The organism is Nocardia anocheti (genome assembly GCF_029675105.1).
GTDB lineage: Bacteria > Actinomycetota > Actinomycetes > Mycobacteriales > Mycobacteriaceae > Nocardia.
Genome location: NZ_JAQQFV010000003.1, coordinates 605,123 through 621,082 on the forward strand (window position 1 = coordinate 605,123; position 15,960 = coordinate 621,082).

At 70.4% G+C, this 15,960-nt stretch carries 17 protein-coding genes; 10 read left to right on the forward strand and 7 right to left on the reverse strand.

Features of this window, described 5'->3' with window-relative positions; translation table 11 throughout:
- Window positions 1-19: 19 nt before the first annotated feature.
- From QC180_RS10345 to QC180_RS10355, 3 genes are all read right to left on the reverse strand, one after another.
- Complete coding sequence (locus QC180_RS10345) at window positions 20-655, reverse strand: TetR/AcrR family transcriptional regulator (protein ID WP_278262428.1); 636 nt, start codon at window positions 653-655, stop codon at window positions 20-22.
- Between the two features lie 57 nt (window positions 656-712).
- Window positions 713-1,357, reverse strand: a complete 645-nt coding sequence (locus QC180_RS10350) for a hypothetical protein (RefSeq protein ID WP_278262429.1) — start codon at window positions 1,355-1,357, stop codon at window positions 713-715.
- A gap of 146 nt (window positions 1,358-1,503) precedes the next feature.
- On the reverse strand, window positions 1,504-2,115 hold the full coding sequence (locus QC180_RS10355; RefSeq protein WP_278262430.1) for a TetR/AcrR family transcriptional regulator: 612 nt from the start codon (window positions 2,113-2,115) through the stop codon (window positions 1,504-1,506).
- A 68-nt stretch (window positions 2,116-2,183) separates the two neighbouring features.
- Between QC180_RS10355 and QC180_RS10360 the strand changes: the two genes are divergently transcribed.
- From QC180_RS10360 to fadD11, 5 genes are all read left to right on the forward strand, one after another.
- Window positions 2,184-3,065 carry a metal-dependent hydrolase gene (locus QC180_RS10360; protein WP_278262431.1) on the forward strand — a complete coding sequence of 294 codons (882 nt, stop codon included), beginning with the start codon at window positions 2,184-2,186 and terminating at the stop codon, window positions 3,063-3,065.
- Between the two features lie 11 nt (window positions 3,066-3,076).
- Window positions 3,077-4,093: a PDR/VanB family oxidoreductase gene (locus QC180_RS10365; RefSeq protein WP_474646414.1), complete on the forward strand. Its 1,017-nt coding sequence runs from the start codon at window positions 3,077-3,079 to the stop codon at window positions 4,091-4,093.
- 21 nt (window positions 4,094-4,114) lie between these two features.
- Window positions 4,115-5,572: a flavin-containing monooxygenase gene (locus QC180_RS10370; protein ID WP_278262432.1), complete on the forward strand. Its 1,458-nt coding sequence runs from the start codon at window positions 4,115-4,117 to the stop codon at window positions 5,570-5,572.
- Window positions 5,572-6,438 carry a short-chain dehydrogenase/reductase gene (locus QC180_RS10375; RefSeq protein ID WP_278262433.1) on the forward strand — a complete coding sequence of 289 codons (867 nt, stop codon included), beginning with the start codon at window positions 5,572-5,574 and terminating at the stop codon, window positions 6,436-6,438. The genes QC180_RS10370 and QC180_RS10375 overlap by 1 nt, the downstream gene beginning before the upstream one ends.
- 82 nt (window positions 6,439-6,520) lie before the next feature.
- Entirely contained in the window at window positions 6,521-8,329 is a 1,809-nt protein-coding gene (gene fadD11, locus QC180_RS10380; protein WP_278262434.1) for a fatty acid--CoA ligase FadD11, read from the forward strand.
- Here fadD11 and QC180_RS10385 read toward each other — a convergent pair whose 3' ends face one another.
- A complete protein-coding gene (locus QC180_RS10385; RefSeq protein WP_278262435.1) occupies window positions 8,330-8,824 on the reverse strand; it encodes a LysE family translocator in 495 nt (164 codons plus the stop codon). It lies immediately after the preceding gene.
- A gap of 60 nt (window positions 8,825-8,884) precedes the next feature.
- Here QC180_RS10385 and QC180_RS10390 point away from each other — a divergent pair, with 60 nt between their 5' ends.
- The 3 genes from QC180_RS10390 (at window position 8,885) to QC180_RS10400 (ending at window position 11,812) form a co-directional block, all read left to right on the forward strand.
- Window positions 8,885-9,673, forward strand: a complete 789-nt coding sequence (locus QC180_RS10390; protein ID WP_278262436.1) for a GTP pyrophosphokinase — start codon at window positions 8,885-8,887, stop codon at window positions 9,671-9,673.
- 85 nt (window positions 9,674-9,758) lie between these two features.
- Window positions 9,759-11,153 carry a sensor histidine kinase gene (locus tag QC180_RS10395; protein ID WP_278262437.1) on the forward strand — a complete coding sequence of 465 codons (1,395 nt, stop codon included), beginning with the start codon at window positions 9,759-9,761 and terminating at the stop codon, window positions 11,151-11,153.
- Window positions 11,150-11,812 (forward strand): LuxR C-terminal-related transcriptional regulator, encoded by a 663-nt coding sequence (locus QC180_RS10400; RefSeq protein WP_278262438.1) that lies wholly within the window; start codon window positions 11,150-11,152, stop codon window positions 11,810-11,812. Before QC180_RS10395 ends, QC180_RS10400 begins: the two co-directional genes overlap by 4 nt.
- A 6-nt stretch (window positions 11,813-11,818) precedes the next feature.
- On the opposite strand, the gene QC180_RS10405 is transcribed toward QC180_RS10400, so the two are convergent.
- Window positions 11,819-12,667, reverse strand: coding sequence for an LLM class flavin-dependent oxidoreductase (locus QC180_RS10405; protein ID WP_278262439.1), 849 nt, complete (start codon window positions 12,665-12,667; stop codon window positions 11,819-11,821).
- Window positions 12,668-12,883: 216 nt separating this feature from the next.
- Here QC180_RS10405 and QC180_RS10410 point away from each other — a divergent pair, with 216 nt between their 5' ends.
- Complete coding sequence (locus QC180_RS10410; protein WP_278262440.1) at window positions 12,884-13,501, forward strand: class I SAM-dependent methyltransferase; 618 nt, start codon at window positions 12,884-12,886, stop codon at window positions 13,499-13,501.
- Here QC180_RS10410 and QC180_RS10415 read toward each other — a convergent pair.
- Together QC180_RS10415 and QC180_RS10420 are read right to left on the reverse strand one after the other, a co-directional pair.
- Complete coding sequence (locus QC180_RS10415; RefSeq protein ID WP_278262441.1) at window positions 13,498-13,674, reverse strand: hypothetical protein; 177 nt, start codon at window positions 13,672-13,674, stop codon at window positions 13,498-13,500. The two genes, QC180_RS10410 and QC180_RS10415, sit on opposite strands and share 4 nt — an antisense overlap.
- 168 nt (window positions 13,675-13,842) lie before the next feature.
- A complete protein-coding gene (locus tag QC180_RS10420) occupies window positions 13,843-14,688 on the reverse strand; it encodes a class I SAM-dependent methyltransferase (protein WP_278262442.1) in 846 nt (281 codons plus the stop codon).
- Window positions 14,689-14,767: 79 nt separating this feature from the next.
- Here QC180_RS10420 and QC180_RS10425 point away from each other — a divergent pair, with 79 nt between their 5' ends.
- A complete protein-coding gene (locus tag QC180_RS10425; protein WP_278262443.1) occupies window positions 14,768-15,916 on the forward strand; it encodes an AI-2E family transporter in 1,149 nt (382 codons plus the stop codon).
- Window positions 15,917-15,960 lie beyond the last annotated feature (44 nt).

Here is a 15,960-nt window from a genome sequence, read left to right on the forward strand (position 1 = left end):
TCGGGTGTGCCCGAGGGTGTTAGCGGGACAGGCGCTGCGCCGCAGCGAGCGCGACCCCGGCCGCGGCGGCCCGGTCGACGCCCGCGGCGATCAGGCAGGCGGTGGCCGCCACCCGGGCCGGGTCCGCGCTGTCCCACTGCCCGTCCTCACGCTGCTTGAGCAACTCGAGCACCACCGCGGTGAACATGCGCGCGATCGCGGCGGGCGGCAGATGATCGGCGAAGATCCCATCGGCCTGGCCGTCCTCGATGACGGTGACCGCGAGCGCGCGCACCGGGGCCAGCCGGTCGGCCGACCGCACGCGCGACTCGGTCTCGTCCAAGCGCAGCAGCAGGCGGAACTCGTCGCCGACCGCCCACAGCGTGATGACCAGATCGGCCACCACCGCGACCGGCGGCTGCGCGCTGTCGATGCCGTCCAGCGCCCGACCGACCTGCTCGAATGCCTCATCGAGCATGCCGTCGATCAGCGCCTCCCTGGTCGGGAAGTGCCCGTACAGCGTCCGGCGCACCATTCCGGCGGCCGCGGCGATGTCCTCCATGCTCGCCGAGGGATTGCGCCGCAACTCGTCCCCGGCCACGGCGACGATGCGCCGCCGATTGGCCAGTGCGCGCGGCCCGAGAGGCGCGGGGAGGGGAGGTGTCGTCGCAGTCACAGGTTTCCTTTCCCCTCCCACCCTCCCACGCTTGCACAACGGTGGGCAAACCCCAGGTCAGCGATCTCGGGCGCCGGGGATCACCGAGCCGAACCCGACCGAGCCCCAGTCACCGGACCCCCAGTCACTCGATCCGCCACCCTTCCCGGCGCAGCCGGTCACGACCAGTTCCTGCGGGGTCCGCAACTGGTCCCCGGTGACCGGCCCGCTCTTCACCCGGAAGTAGATGGTCAAGGTGCCGTCCGCCGCGGCCTCGGGCGCGTTCTCGGCTGCCCGCAGATCGATCGATCCCGCCGTCACGAAGCCCTCGGGCTGCGCATTGGTGTTGTATCGCGCACCAGGGAACGTCGGAATGCCCTCGGCGACCCCGGAGTGCAGGACCGGATCACCCACCCACCGCGCCATCGGCCACGGGATCCCCGAGACCGCCCGCCAAGGGAACGGCATGGTTTCCGGCAGAGTCAGGGCATCGACCATGGCCGGGTCGTTCTCCTCAGCGAACCACCAATCGGGCTGGTAGAACGTGGAATTGGTGTGATTGGTGAGGGTGATCGTCACGGTGCAGTCGTTGTGCGCTTCGCCGACGAGCCGGATGCCGCCGGTCTGCGCGGCCGCCGTCCCGGCCCCGGTCAGAGTTCCCGCCGACAGTGCGGCCAGTGCCAGCGCCGTCGCGGCCCCGGCTCGGTAACGCTCGGTGCCCATCCGGTCCACCTTCCGCCGTGACGGCCAGCGCGACCGTCGCGCATGCCACCCGTTCGCCGCCGATTGCCGAATCTACCGAGGCGCCGATCGGCCACCAAGGACAAACTGGGCGGGCGGTTGTGTCGTGGCCCGACTGTGACAGCGGGTCAGTGGGTGAGGATCGGGACGATGTGGGTGCGGGCGAAGGTGGCGAGGGCTTCGGGGGAGGCGGTGTCGAGGGTGCCGACCGGTTGCAGGATCAGGGAGTGGACCACGCGGCAGGCGACCTCGACGCGGGCGGTGAGGTCGGGGACGGCGGGGAATCTGTTGTCTTCCAGGGCTTTCGCGAGGATTTCGGTGGAGGCCGAGACGGACAGCAGGAAGAAGGTGGCGCCGTCGACCGTCAGCTGGGGCAGGATGCGGTCGGCTTCCAGGGTGAGCAGGCGCTCGACCAGTGGGTGGGCGCGCCAGCGGGTGACGACGGTGGTGAACACGTCCACGACGATGTCGTCGAAGGAGTCGTGGTGGGCCGGGATCTCCTCCAGATCGGCGAGCAGTCGGCGCACCTCGCGGCCGAAGGCGGCGCGCACGACGTCGTCGCGGGAACCGATGCGCCGATAGACGGTGGCGCGGTCCACCTCGGCGGCCTTGGCGATGTCCTCGATCGTCGTCTTGCGCACGCCGACCCGCTCGAACTGCACGAGTGCGGCATCGAGGATGCGTTCTTCGACGGAGTCGGCGGTGGGCGAATCACCCGAGGTCGCGGCGGTGGACAGCACCCCTCGACCGTAGCAGGCCCACCAGATGCAACATTGCGATACTTTTTGTTGCACTGTACGGTCGGTGCATGGCTGATAACAGTGCAACGGCGCGCTCCTATCAGGAAGAAGCGCACGCGATCCAGGCGCGGGATGTGCATTTCGACTTCTCGTCGGTGCCCCTGCACTACATCCCCGGGGAGGTGCTGGCCACGCACGTCACCAACGTGATGCACCTGGTCCTGCCCGAAGGGGAACGGGCGATGGCAACCTGCCTGGCCGAGGCTCTGCCCCACATCGACGACGAGCGGTTGCGGGAGGAGGTCACCGGTTTCATCGGTCAGGAGTCCATGCACGCCAACAGTCACGAGGGCGCGCGCAGGCACCTGCAGTCGATCGGGCTCGATGTGGAGTCCTATGTGTCGGCGGTGGCGTGGCTGGTGGACCGGGTGCTCGGCGATCAGGGCCTGACCGGACGCGCGAAGGAGCAGTGGCTCAGGGAGCGGCTCGGTCTGTTCGCGGGGATGGAGCATTTCACCGCCGTCATCGGCGAGTGGCTGCTGGAGTCGGAGGTGCTGGCCGAACTCGGGATGGATCCGACGATGCTAGATCTGGTGCGCTGGCACGGCGCGGAGGAAGTCGAGCATCGCAGTGTGGTGTTCGACGCGTACATGCACGTCGACGGGGGTTACGCCCGTCGGGTGCGCACCGGCCTGCTGGCCAGTGCGACGCTGCTGCCGCTGTTCGTCGTCTCGACGGCCTATCTCTACCGCCAGGACCCGAGCCCGAACAAGGGCCGGTCCTGGGTCCGGCAGTTCGTGAGCGCGACGGTGCGCGGGGTGATTCCGAGCTTCACCACCTTCGTCACCGAGATGCCGCGGTATCTGCGACCGGGTTTCCATCCCTCCCAGCTGGGTTCGATGGACAACGCGCTGCGGTATCTGGCGCATTCACCGGCGGCGCGCGGGTGAGCGGGGCGACCGTGACCGCGCCCCGTGGCGTGCGCGCGCTCGGCGTCGCCGTCGACGCCTACAAACGGGTGTTCACCCGGCCCGCGCTCTCGCCACCACATCCGGTGCGCCGCACCGGCTTCGACATCGACGCGCGGGTCGAGGCGGTGCGCGCCGAAGCCGAGGACGTGGTGAGCGTGACGCTGCGCCGGGCCGGGGGTGGGCCGCTGCCCGCCTGGCGACCCGGGTCCCATCTCGATGTGTTCCTGCCGTCCGGTCGGCAACGTCAGTATTCGCTGTGTGGCGATCCGAGCGACCGGTACCGGTATCGCGTCGCGGTCCGGCGGATCGCCGACGGCGAGGGCGGCTCGCGGGAGATGCACACGCTGCGCGCGGGTGACCCGGTGCGACTGCGAGGTCCCCGCAACGCCTTCCCCTTCGTCGGGTCCGCGCCGTCGTACCTGTTCGTGGCCGCCGGAATCGGCATCACCCCGATCCTGCCGATGACCCGCGCGGCCGGAACCCGGGGCCGCCTGGTGTATCTGGGCCGCTCCCGGCAGAGCATGCCGTTCCTCGACGAGGTCCCGGCCGACACCGACATCCGGCCCGACGACGAGACCGGCACACCCGACATCCCCGCGCTGCTGGCCACCGCCGCACCGGGCGCCGCGGTCTACGTCTGCGGTCCTCCCCCGGTGCTCGCGCTCGCCCAGCGCACGCTGTTCACCACCAATCCCACCGCCTCGCTGCACACCGAACTGTTCTCGGCCCGCCCGGTGACCGACGGCCGCGCCTTCGACCTCACCCTGGCCCGCACCGGCGTCACGGTCCGGGTGAGTGATACCGAGACCGCGCTCGACGCGATCCGGCGGGTGCGGCCCGATGTCGTCTACTCCTGCCGCCAGGGCTTCTGCGGTACCTGCCGGACCCGCGTCCTCGACGGCGTGGTCGACCACCGCGACCGGCTACTCACCCCCGGCGACCGCGCCGATCATCTGCTCACCTGCGTGTCCCGCGCCGACGGCGCCGCGCTCACGCTGGACCTCTGACCGCGAAAGGCCCGGTCTCCCATGACCACAGAACACAGGCACATCGTCGTGCTCGGCGCCGGTTTCGGCGGCCTCGGGCTGACCATCAAACTCCGCGAGGCGGGCTTCGACGACATCGTCGTCCTGGACCGCGCCGACGAACTCGGCGGCACCTGGCAGGCCAACACCTACCCCGGGTGCGCCTGCGACGTGCCCTCGCAGCTCTACAGCTACTCCTTCGCCCCCAACCCGAACTGGTCGCGGACCTACGGCAAGCAGCCCGAGATCCTGAACTACCTCCGCACCGTCGCCGAACGCCACGACATCGTGCGGCACCTGCGTCTGGGCACCGAACTGCTGGACGCGCGCTGGGACGACGAGCACGCGATCTGGCGGATCGAGACCTCACGCGGCGCCCTCACCGCCGACTACTTCCTCGCCGCCGCGGGCATCTTCGCCGAGGCCAAGTACCCGTCGCTGCCCGGGCTGGAGTCCTTCGCGGGCAAGACCTTCCATTCCCTGCACTGGGATCACAGCCACGAGCTGACCGGCGAACGGGTCGCGGTGATCGGTACGGGCGCCTCGGCGGTGCAGTTCGTGCCGGAGATCCAGCCGAAGGTCGAGTCGCTGACGGTGTTCCAGCGCTCGGCACCGTGGATCGTGCCGCGCATGGACCGACCCACCCTGGGTCTGGAACGCCTGCTGCTGCGCCGTCTTCCGCTGGCGCAGAAAGCGATTCGTGGCACGTGGTACACCCTCATCGAGGGGTTCGGGCTGGTCGGATTCGTGGACACCCGCTTCCGGCACCCCTACGAGTTGCTCGGCAGGCTCCAGTTGCGCCGCCAGATCACCGACCCGCGTCTGCGGGCCACCGTCACGCCGGACTACATGATCGGCTGTAAGCGCGCGATCTTCTCCGACGCGTATCTGCCCGCCCTCGACCAGGACAATGTCGAGGTGGTGACCGACGGCATCGCCGAGGTGCGGCCGCATTCGATCGTGACCCGCGCGGGCGCGGAGATCCCGGTCGACACCATCATCTACGGCACCGGATTCACCTCGCTGCCCACCGCGTTCGAGCGGATCACCGGCCGCGACGGTCGATCCATCGCCGACCTGTACGCCGAACGCCCCCAGACCTATCTGGGCGCCGCCCTCGCCGGTTTCCCCAACTTCTTCTGCACGCTGGGCCCCTTCGGTGCTGCCGGGAACCAGTCGGCGATCTACATGATCGAGTCGCAGATCGCCTACATCGTCGACGCGCTGCGCACCCTGCGTGCCACCGGTCGGCACCGGGTGGAGGTGCGTGAGCGGGCACAGGAGGCGTTCGTCGCCGAGATGCGCACCCGCAGCGCCGACACGGTGTGGCTCACCGGCGGCTGCGAGAGCTACTACACCACGGCCGAGGGCGGCAACGCCGGTCTGTATCCGAACTGGAGTTTCGAATATCGCCGCCGCACACGGCGATTCGATGCCGCGAACTACGAGGTGTCCGCGTGATGGGGCTGCCGCTGCCGGACCGCTGGTTCGGCGATTCCTACCCCGTGCGCGGCAAGGTCGTGCTGATCACCGGCGCGGGCCAGGGCATCGGGCGCGAACTCGCCCATGTCCTGTCCGACCGGGGTGCCGTGCTCGTCCTGGTCGACATCGACGCGGAGGCGGCCGAGCGCACCGCCCGTGAACTGGGGACAACGGCCTTCGGGATCGGCGCCGATGTCGCCGACCGGGCCCAGATGCGTGCCGCCGTCGCAGCGGTGCTCGACCGCTTCGGCCGTCTCGACGTGGTGGTGGCCAACGCGGGCGTGACACCGGTCCCGGCGACCGTGCGCACCATGGACCCGGCGGACTTCGACCGGGTGGTGGCCATCAACCTGACCGGGGTGTTCAACACCGTGCACCCCGCGCTCGACCACATCGTGCGCCGCCGTGGACACGTCGTGGTGGTGTCCTCGTGCGCGGCCTTCGCGCCGGGCATGGGCGGTTCGCCGTACATGCTCACCAAGGCCGCCGTCGAACAGTTCGGCCGCGCGTTGCGCGTGGAACTGGCCGCGAGCGGTGCCAGCGCGGGCGTGGCCTACTTCGGCGTCGTCGACACCGCCATGACCCACGACATGCTCGACGCCGACGAGCTCGGCCGCGAACTCGACAGTCTGCTGCCCTGGCCCCTCGATGTGCGGATCAGCGCCGCGCACGCCGCGCGCACCCTCGCCGACGGCATCGCCCGCCGCGCGCCCCGCACGATCGCTCCGCGCGGCTGGGAGCCCTACGCGCTGCTGCGTGGGGCGATCAATGTGGTCCTCGACAGCAGACTCGCCGCGGACACGCGGGTGCACGAACTGGTACGCGCGATCGAGAGCCGCCGATGACCAGCGGGCGCAGATCCGAGCGCGCCCAACCGATCCCGCGAACACCGCGTCTCGCAGACCTCCATCAGAAAGCGCTTGCCTCGTGAGCATTCCCCGCCCCGACACCCTGCCCGCCGCCTTCCAGCACACCGCGTCGATCGCTCCCGCCGCGGTCGCCCTGCGCACGCCCGGCGACACCCACACGCTGACCTGGGCCGACTACGCCGCGCGGGTGCGCGCGGTCGCCGCCGGACTGGCCGGGCTCGGTGTGCGCCGCGGCGACACCGTCGCGCTGATGATGAGCAACCGGGTGGACTTCTATCCCTTGGAGGTCGGCGCTCAGCACCTCGGCGCCACCTCCTTCTCGGTGTACAACACCCTGTCCCCAGACCAGCTCGCCCACGTACTCACCGACGCCGGTGCGCGCGTGGTGATCTGCGAACCGCAATACGCGAAAGCCGTCGCCGCCGTCGGCGCGGAGATCGAGCACATCGTCTGTGTCGACGACGCTCCCGAGGGCACCCTGTCGGTGGCCGAACTGCTCGCCGCCGCGCCCACCGACTTCGACTTCGACGCCGCCTGGCGGGCCGTCCGACCCGAGGACGTGGCCACCCTCATCTACACCTCCGGCACCACCGGCGCGCCCAAGGGCGTCGAGACCACCCACGCCGCCCTGCTGTTCCAGGTCCGCGGGATCGCCGAGGTACTCGGTATCGAATTCGGTGACACCATCACCTCGTTCATGCCCACCGCCCACATCGCCGACCGGCTCACCGCGCTCTACGTGCAGGAGGTGCTCGGCACCCAGGTGACCACGGTCGGTGACGCCAAGCAGATCGCCGCCGCGCTGGTGGACCTGCGTCCGACCGTGTGGGGCGCCGTGCCGCGCGTGTGGGAGAAACTCATGGCCGCCATGGAGTTCCAGGTGGCCGCCGAGCCCGACGAGAACCGCCGCGCGGCGCTGCGGTGGGCGCTGTCGGTGGCGGCGCGACGCAGCGAACACCAGCTGGCGGGCGAACCCGTGCCCGCCGAACTCGCCGCCGAATGGGCCCGGGCCGACGAACTCGTCCTCGGCAAGCTGCGGGCCGCGCTCGGGCTGGACCGGGTGCGCTGGGCGCTGTCGGGTGCGGCCCCGATCCCACCGCGGACGCTCGGGTTCTTCGCCGGGCTCGGCATCCCGATCGCGGAGATCTGGGGGATGTCGGAGCTGGCGTGCATCTGTAGCGTCAGCCATCCGCGCGACGCCGTGCTCGGCACCGTCGGGAAACTGCTGCCCGGCATGGAATCCCGGGTGGCCGCCGACGGTGAGTTGCTCGTGCGTGGGCCGCTGGTGATGAAGGGGTATCGCGGCAGGCCGGAGCAGACGGCCGAGACGATCGATGCCGAGGGCTGGTTGCGCACCGGCGACATCGTCAGCGTCGACGACGCCGGATACCTGCGGGTGGTCGACCGTAAGAAGGAGATGATCATCAACGCGGCGGGCAAGAACATGTCGCCGACCACCATCGAGAACGCCGTCAAGGCCGCCACCCCGCTCATCGGCACGATGGCCGTGCTCGGCGACGGCAGGCCCTACAACACCGCCCTGATCGTCCTGGACGCCGAATCCGCCGAACCCTACGCCCGCGCGCACGGCCTCGCCGACGCCTCCGCCGCGGCGCTGGCGGCCGACCCCGGCGTGCGCGCCGCCATCCGATCCGGCGTCCGCGACGGCAATGCCGCGCTGTCGCGGGTGGAGCAGGTCAAACGCTTCCGCATCCTGTCGGACTTCTGGGAAGCGGGCGGCGACGAGGTGACCCTCACCCTCAAACTCAAGCGCCGCGTGATCGCCGAGAAGTACGCCCCCCAGATCGACGACCTCTACGCAGACACCCCGTCCCCCGCGGTCATCGACCTCGGACACTCCACCTGATCAGGACTCGGTAGCCAACCGGACCCCGAAGCCGATCAGCACGGTACCGGTGATCGCATCGATCCGGCGCCGGATGCGGGTGGTCCGCATCCACGAGGAGATCGATCCGGCGGCCACCACCAGCGCGGCGCAGTACAGCGCGGTCAGCGCGATGTAGAGCGCGCCCAGTCCCAGCGTCGTCCACACGGGGGAATACCCGTCCGGAACGAACCCGGGCAGGAAGCTGACGAACAGCACACCGATCCACACCAGATAGCAGGCGCCCACCAGCTTCAACACGTCGTAGCCGATCTCGCTCGCGCGCAGCAGGGCCGACAGCCCGAGTACCGCCGCGCCGACCCACACCGCCAGCCCGCACAGCACCCCCGCGGCCGTGCGGATCCCCGCCGCGCGCCCGCCTCGGACGAGGCCGCGCACCACGACGAGGGTGTCCGGTCCGGGGAGCAGGACCAGCACGACCGAAGCAAGGGTGAACGAGAGGACCGCGGCAAACATCCCATCATTTTAGGGGTGCCGGGGGCGGGCACTGCCGGGGACCGGGCACAATGGGAATCGATGAAGCCCTGGCAGTTGGACCACACGCCCGACGACGATCTGCTCGGTCACGGTGAGCAGGTCGCCGTCGACGATCTCCGGGAACTCCGGGCGCAGTTCGTCGACTTCATGCTCGGCTACAAGTTCGCCATCGACGAGGTGACGACCAAGATCAATATCCTGCGCGAGGACTTCAACAACACCCACGAGTACAACCCGATCGAGCACGTGGGCTCGCGCCTCAAATCGCCCGAGAGCGTGCTGGAGAAGATCCGGCGCAAGAACTACGCGATGAACCTGGCCGCCATCCGGGAGAACGTGCTCGACATCGCCGGGGTGCGGGTGGTGTGCAGTTTCATCTCCGATATCGGCGTCATCCGGGACATGCTGGCCGGTCAGCAGGACATCACCGTGCTCGAGGAACGCGACTACATCACCCATCGCAAGCCCAACGGGTATCAGAGCCTGCACCTGATCGTGTCCATTCCGGTGTTCCGCTCCGACCGCACCGAGCAGATCCCGGTCGAGATCCAGATCCGCACCATCGCGATGGACTTCTGGGCCAGCCTCGAGCACAAGATCTACTACAAGTACCGCGGCGAGGTGCCGCCCAACCTGCGCAGCGATCTGGCGCAGGCCGCCGAGGTCGCCACCCAGCTCGACGAGACGATGGAGGCCCTGCACCGGCAGGTCGACCGCGGCGCGCACGCCCGCAAGGACACCGCCGACTCGGTCGACCTCAGCATCCTCTACCAGGACCTGCTCGCCGACCAGTCCGGCCGACGCCGACCGCGCGACCTGCCGGGCTGAGGGGGTGTGGGTGGGGCTGGCCACACCACGGATTCGGTGGACAGCTCGATCGAATCCGCGCCCCGCGCCGACAACCATGGATGTCATGAGCGAGAAACCCGCCGAGCCGACCCTGGTCCTGGACCCCGCCGAGGAACCGACCGTCGCGATCCCCGCCCCGCCACCGGAGCACCGGGGTGGCGTGTCCGGCGCGGTCGTCGCCGTGCTGCGCGCCCCGTTCCGGGCCAGGACCTGGAAGGAGTTCGCCTACCTGATCCTGGCGTTCGTGCTCGGCTGTGCGGCCGTGTGCTACCTGTTCTTCGGCTTCGGCGGCGGGCTCTACGCATCGATCTTCCTGATCGGTATCCCGCTGCTGGCCCTGATCCTGCTCGGTGGCCGGGTGTGGGGCCGCGTCTATCGAATCCTCGGCCGGGAACTGCTCGGCACCCCGGTCGAGGCACCGCCGGACTTCGCGCGCAAGCCGGGGTTCTTCGGCTTCCTGCAGAGTGCGTTCACCGATCGGGCGAGCTGGCGGGCCACGCTGTTCCTCCTCGCGCAGGCGGTGCTGGGCGTCGGGGTCGGCTATGTGGTGCTCACGGTGATCGCCATGGTGGGCTTCACGGCGATCTCGGTGATTCCGTGGGCGCTGACGAATCCGGTGCAGATCGACGCGAGCGGCGTCGAACGGCACAGTCTGTTCCAGTTCGGGTCGTTCTATGTCGACACCTGGCCGCGCGCGCTGGCCTTCTCCGCCGTGGGCGTGCTGGCGTGCTTCGCGCTGCCGTGGCTGATCCGCAGCGTCTGCTGGCTGCACCGACTGCTGACCGTGCACCTGCTGGCCGCGACCGCCCGCGACCACCAGCTCGCCGAGTTGCGGGCCAGCCGACGCGCCGCCGTCGACGACGCGACCGCGACCCTGCGCCGGGTGGAACGCGACCTGCACGACGGCACGCAGGCACGGCTGGTCACCATCGCGATGGCCCTGGGCCGCGCCGAGGAGCGGATGGCCGCCGGTGGTGACGCGCGCGATCTCGTCGCCGACGCGCACGCCTCCTCCAAGGAGGCATTGACCGAGCTGCGCGAACTGGTGCGCGGCATCCATCCGCCCGCCCTCGAGCTGGGTCTCGGACCCGCGTTGGAAACCCTCACCGCCCGCTGCGCGATCCCGGTGGCCTTGCGGGTGCAGCTGCCGACACGCCCCAGCCCGGCCATCGAGGCCATCGCCTACTTCTCGGTCGCCGAACTGCTCACCAATGTGGTCAAGCACGCACACGCGAGTCGCGCCGAGGTCTCGGTGCTGCCCGACAGCGTCCGCACCCTCGCGGTCACCGTGCGCGACAACGGCATCGGCGGCGTCGCCACGCCCGGCACCTCCGACGGCAGCGGTCTGGCCGGGCTCGCCGCCCGCGCCGAGTCCGTCGACGGGTCGCTGACCGTGCGCAGCCCGGCGGGCGGACCCACCGTGATCACCCTGCTGCTGCCCACGGCGGGCCCGCGATGACCGCCGCGGAGCACCCGCTGCGGGTGGTGATCGCCGAGGACAGCGCCATCCTGCGCGACGGCCTGGCCGGGTTGCTCACCGAACGCGGGCACGAGGTGGTGGCCATGGTCGGTGACGCGACGAGCCTGAGCGAGGTGGTCGGCACGCACGCGCCCGATGTCGCCGTGGTGGATGTGCGGATGCCCCCGACCTTCACCGACGAGGGCCTGCTGGCCGCGATCGAACTGCGCCGGAAGTATCCGCTCACCGGCGTGCTGGTCTTCTCGCAGTGGATCGAAACCCGGTACGCGACAGAGCTGCTCGCCTCCGGCGCCGGTGGCGTCGGCTACCTGCTCAAGGACCGCGTCGCCGATGTGCGTGATTTCGTCGACGCCCTGCAGCGTGTCGCCACCGGCGGGACCGCCCTGGACCCCGAGGTGGTGAGTCAGCTCATGGGCGCCTCCCGGCAGCAGGATTCGCTCGCGCGGCTCACTCCGCGCGAGCGCGAAGTCCTGGAACTGATGGCCCAGGGACTCACCAACAGCGCCCTCGCCACCGCCCTCTCGGTGACCGAGCGGGCGGTGGAGAAGCACATCGGCAATATCTTCGCCAAGCTCGACCTGCCACCCTCGGACACTCATCACCGCCGGGTGCTCGCGGTACTGCGCCTGCGCGGGTGACCCGGGTCAGAGCAGGAGGTCGGCGAAGCGGTCGACCTGATCGGGGTCGGTGCCGTAGCAGTACAGGATGATCTCGTCGGCACCGAGATCGGTGAACTGCGCCACGCCGGAACGGATCTCGGCCGGAGTGGTGAGCAGCCCCTCGGCCATGTACTCGGCGCGGCCACTGAACGCGTAGTAGTCCAGGATCGCGGTGCGGGCCTGGTCGACGAGGGGTCGCGGGCCCAGCACGGCGTTCATCTGGGCGACGATACGCGGCGCGCCGGGTCGGCCGTGATCGGTCCAGGAGCGGCGGGCCAGGTCGAACAGGCCACCCGCCCAGGACGGCGCGGCCGCGGCGAGAAAGCCGCCACCGTGGCGTCCGACACGGTCGATGGCCGCGGGCTGGAAGCCACCGAAGAGCAGTTCGGGGCCGCCCGGGGTGAGGGGTGCGGGGCCCACGGGACCGCAGGTCGGGCTGAGCGGCTCGCCGGACCAGATCCGGCGCAGCACGCCGATCTGCTCGTCGAGGCGACGGCCGCGGGTGCGCGGGTCGGTGCCGGTGGCCTCGTGGTCGTCCTCGCGGCCACCGACGCCGAGGCCGAGGGCGAAGCGCCCGCCGGACAGCAGGTCCAGGGTGGCGGCCTGTTTGGCGAGCAGGGCGGGATCGCGCAGCGGGGCGATGAGCACTTCGGTCTGCACGCGGATGCGGGTGGTCGCCCCCGCGAGCAGGGCCAGGGTGACCAGCGGTTCAGGATTGTCGAAGACGACGCGATCGAGCAGGCCGAGGGTCGAGAACCCGGCGGCGTCGGCGCGGCGGGCCCAGTCGGGCAGGGTGCGGGGGTCGGCGATGGGCAGACCGAGACCAACAGACATGGAATCCTCCAGAGGATGTGGGCGTGCGTTATCGTGCCGCCCACTCCACGCCTGCTCTGCTGAGGCGGGGCTCCCACTCTGCGACGATGTTTCCTGGAGAGCGCCTTCGGATTGCGGCCACGGTAACCGATCCCGCCGGAACTCGGCAACCCGTGCGACCCACCTCTAGGGTGGGGTCCGACAGTGCCGGTCGACCCAGCGACGGAGGAGACGAGTATGGGCGCGTCATCGCACGAGCGCACACCGAGCGGCTGGGAGGAACTCACCGCCGCCGACCCGAACCATTCCGCCTGGTATGTCGAGCGATTCCGCGCGTTGGCCGCCCAGGGGCAGGACATCGTGGGTGAGGCGCGGCTGGTCGACGCCATGCTGGCGCGCGGCAGCCGGGTGCTCGACGCGGGGTGCGGGCCGGGGCGGATCGGCGGCTATCTGCACGAAGCCGGGCACGAGGTGGTCGGGGTGGATGTCGATCCGGTACTGATCGAGGCGGCGCGCGCGGATCATCCCGGCCCCACCTGGCTGGTGGGTGATCTGGCCGAATTGGACCTGCCCGGTGCGGGTTTCGACGCCATCGTGTGTGCGGGCAATGTGTTGACCTTCGTCGCGCCGTCGACCCGCGCCGCCGTGCTCGCCGGTTTCGCCCGCCACCTCACCCCGACCGGCCGAGTCGTGACCGGCTTCGGCGCCGATCGCGGCTACGCCTTCCCGGAATTCCTCGCCGACGCCGCCGCCGCGGGTCTGCGCGCCGACGTCCTGCTCTCCACTTGGGACCTGCGCCCGTTCACCGACGACGCCGACTTCCTGGTCGCGGTCTTCTCCCGCCCGGACCGCTAGTCGGCGATGATCGCGCGCAGATCGGCGCGCAATCGCTCCAGCCCCGCCGCGTGTCCCGAGTCGGCCAGCCGGATGAGCACCCGGTCGTTGAGGGTCTGGAACGCCTCGCGCAACAGCACGGCGGTGTTCACCGCGCGCGGCTGCCCGTCGGTCAGCGGCCGATCCATTGACATCGGCGAACCCGGACACACCCGCCGCGTCACCGCCACCCGGCACGACGTCGTCCCCCTCGCGGGCGGCATCCCGCACACGGTCCGCAACGAATCTTCCACCGACGCTGTCGCTTTCGTCGTTCACACACCCGGTGCCGTCATGGAAGGGTTCTCCCGCGCCGCGGCCGGTCAGCGGGTAGCGCGGATGAGGTGGGGGCCGGGGAAGGTGACGTCGAGCAGGGATGTGTAGGTGGTGATGAGGTTCTGGGCGGGGTGGTCCTCGATGTGGGTGAAGCCGAATCGGCGGAGTCTGGCGGCGATGTCGGCGGGGGTGAAATAGCTGAGCCAGGGTTCGCCGACGGCGGCGACGCGGGCCGCGCGGGCGCGCAGGGCGGTGTGGTCGGCGGGGGTGGCCGGGGGTGTGCCGTAGTCGAAGACCAGGTCGGTGGGGGTGGCCTGGCCCGCCAAGTAGTCGAGGGTGGCGTCGATGGCGGAGGTGGTCAGATAGACGACCACGCCGAGCCAGACGAAGATCGCCGGGGCCGTGCGGTCGAAACCCGCGGCGGCCAATCCGGCGGCCAGGGTGTCGGTTTCGAAGTCGACGGGGGCGAAGGTCAGGGTGTCGGGCGGGGTGATGTCGGCGGTGGCGAGGCGTTCGCGTTTCCATGCCTGGGTGGCGGGGTGATCGACTTCGAAGACCCGCAGCCGTGGATACGGGTTGCGGCAGGCGAAGGTGTCCAGGCCCGCGCCGAGGACGACCGCCTGCCGGGTTCCGGAGGCCACCGCGTCGCGCACCGCGTCCTCGGCGAAACGCGCACGCGCGGCGATGAACAGGCGGCGCGGGCGATGACTCGCCCCGGCGTGGCCGGGATGGTCGGGGCCCGCGGTGTCGAGGGCGGCCAGTTCGGCGTCGGTGACGCCGAGGATGCGTCCGGCCAGCAGATCGGTGAAGACGCGCGGTTCGTCGGCGACCTGGTGGTAGGCGCGGGCGTAGGCGGTGGCCAGGGCGGTGCGGCTGGGTTCACCAAGTTCCATGTCCGTGAATCTACCCAGCCCCGCGCGCGGGCCGCGTCGGTGCCGGACGACGGGCCGGTCCGGGGTGACACTGGGAGCCGTGGACACCGACTCCCCGGACACCCCACCGACCAGGCGCACCCCGCCCAGGATGCCGCCGTGGCTGCCGAGGGCGATGGTGCTCGGCCTGGTCTTCTTCGGGTTGTTCCTGCTGGCCGACTGGGCCTTCCACCGGTTGCTCGGCCTCCTGATCATCCTGCTGGTCGCGTTCTTCGTCGCGCTGGCGATGGAACCGGCCGTCGCGGTGCTGGTGCGGCGCGGGATGCCGCGCGGACTCGCCACCGGACTGGTCTTCGTCGCCACCTTCCTCTGCGTGCTCGGTTTCCTCGCCGCGCTGGTGACGCTGCTGGTGGAGACCACGACGAATCTGGCGCACGAGACACCCCGGCTGCTCGACGACGGCATCCGCTGGGTGAACCGCACCTTCGACCAGCAGTTCACCATGCACGATCTGAGCCAGCGGTTGCTGCGCGAGTCCGATCTCATCGAGGGATACGCGCGCACCGCCGCCGACAATGCCTGGGGCGTGTCGACGACGGTGTTGGGCGGGCTGGTCCAGCTGTTGACCATCGCGCTGTTCAGCATCTACCTCACCGCGGGCGGGCCGCGGGTGCGGCGCACGGTGTGCTCGCTGCTGCCCGCGACCCGGCAGGAGACCTTCCTGCACGCCTGGGACCTGGCCATCGACAAGACCGGCGGCTACCTGTATTCGCGCGCGCTGCTGGCCATCGTCTCCGCGATCGCGCACGGGGCGTTCCTGGCGATCCTGCACATCCCGAATCCCCTCGCGTTGGGTATCTGGTTCGGTGTGGTCTCCGCGTTCATCCCGACCTTCGGCACCTATATCGCCGCGATCCTGCCGGTGCTGGTGGCGTTGACCGTGGACCCGCTGGACGCGGTGTGGATCATCGTGTTCGCGGTGCTCTACCAGTGGATCCAGGACTATCTGCTGCAGCCGCGCATCACCGCCCGCACCGTCGATGTGAACCCGGCGATCGCCCTGCTGGCGGTGCTGGCCGGGGGCGCGCTGCTCGGCGCCGTCGGTGCGCTGCTGGCGATTCCGGCGACCGCGACCGTGCAGGCCTTCCTGTCGGAGTACGTCCGGCATTATCCCGTGACCGAGGACCCGCGCATCGATCAGACCAGCGCTCGACGCACTCGGCCGCCGAAGGCGCCCGCCCCGGAGTGAGCCGCGCCGGGCGATAGGCTGACGGTGCTCCCGACGGAAAGACG

Bases quoted from the DNA above. Each gene is read 5' to 3' on its own strand.
- QC180_RS10350 (WP_278262429.1), bottom strand. From the start codon at position 1,357: ATGGGCACCGAGCGTTACCGAGCCGGGGCCGCGACGGCGCTGGCACTG.
- QC180_RS10360 (WP_278262431.1), top strand. From the start codon at position 2,184: ATGGCTGATAACAGTGCAACGGCGCGCTCCTATCAGGAAGAAGCGCAC.
- QC180_RS10370 (WP_278262432.1), top strand. From the start codon at position 4,115: ATGACCACAGAACACAGGCACATCGTCGTGCTCGGCGCCGGTTTCGGC.
- QC180_RS10375 (WP_278262433.1), top strand. From the start codon at position 5,572: ATGGGGCTGCCGCTGCCGGACCGCTGGTTCGGCGATTCCTACCCCGTG.
- QC180_RS10385 (WP_278262435.1), bottom strand. From the start codon at position 8,824: ATGTTTGCCGCGGTCCTCTCGTTCACCCTTGCTTCGGTCGTGCTGGTC.
- QC180_RS10390 (WP_278262436.1), top strand. From the start codon at position 8,885: ATGAAGCCCTGGCAGTTGGACCACACGCCCGACGACGATCTGCTCGGT.
- QC180_RS10395 (WP_278262437.1), top strand. From the start codon at position 9,759: ATGAGCGAGAAACCCGCCGAGCCGACCCTGGTCCTGGACCCCGCCGAG.
- QC180_RS10400 (WP_278262438.1), top strand. From the start codon at position 11,150: ATGACCGCCGCGGAGCACCCGCTGCGGGTGGTGATCGCCGAGGACAGC.
- QC180_RS10405 (WP_278262439.1), bottom strand. From the start codon at position 12,667: ATGTCTGTTGGTCTCGGTCTGCCCATCGCCGACCCCCGCACCCTGCCC.
- QC180_RS10410 (WP_278262440.1), top strand. From the start codon at position 12,884: ATGGGCGCGTCATCGCACGAGCGCACACCGAGCGGCTGGGAGGAACTC.
- QC180_RS10415 (WP_278262441.1), bottom strand. From the start codon at position 13,674: ATGTCAATGGATCGGCCGCTGACCGACGGGCAGCCGCGCGCGGTGAAC.
- QC180_RS10420 (WP_278262442.1), bottom strand. From the start codon at position 14,688: ATGGAACTTGGTGAACCCAGCCGCACCGCCCTGGCCACCGCCTACGCC.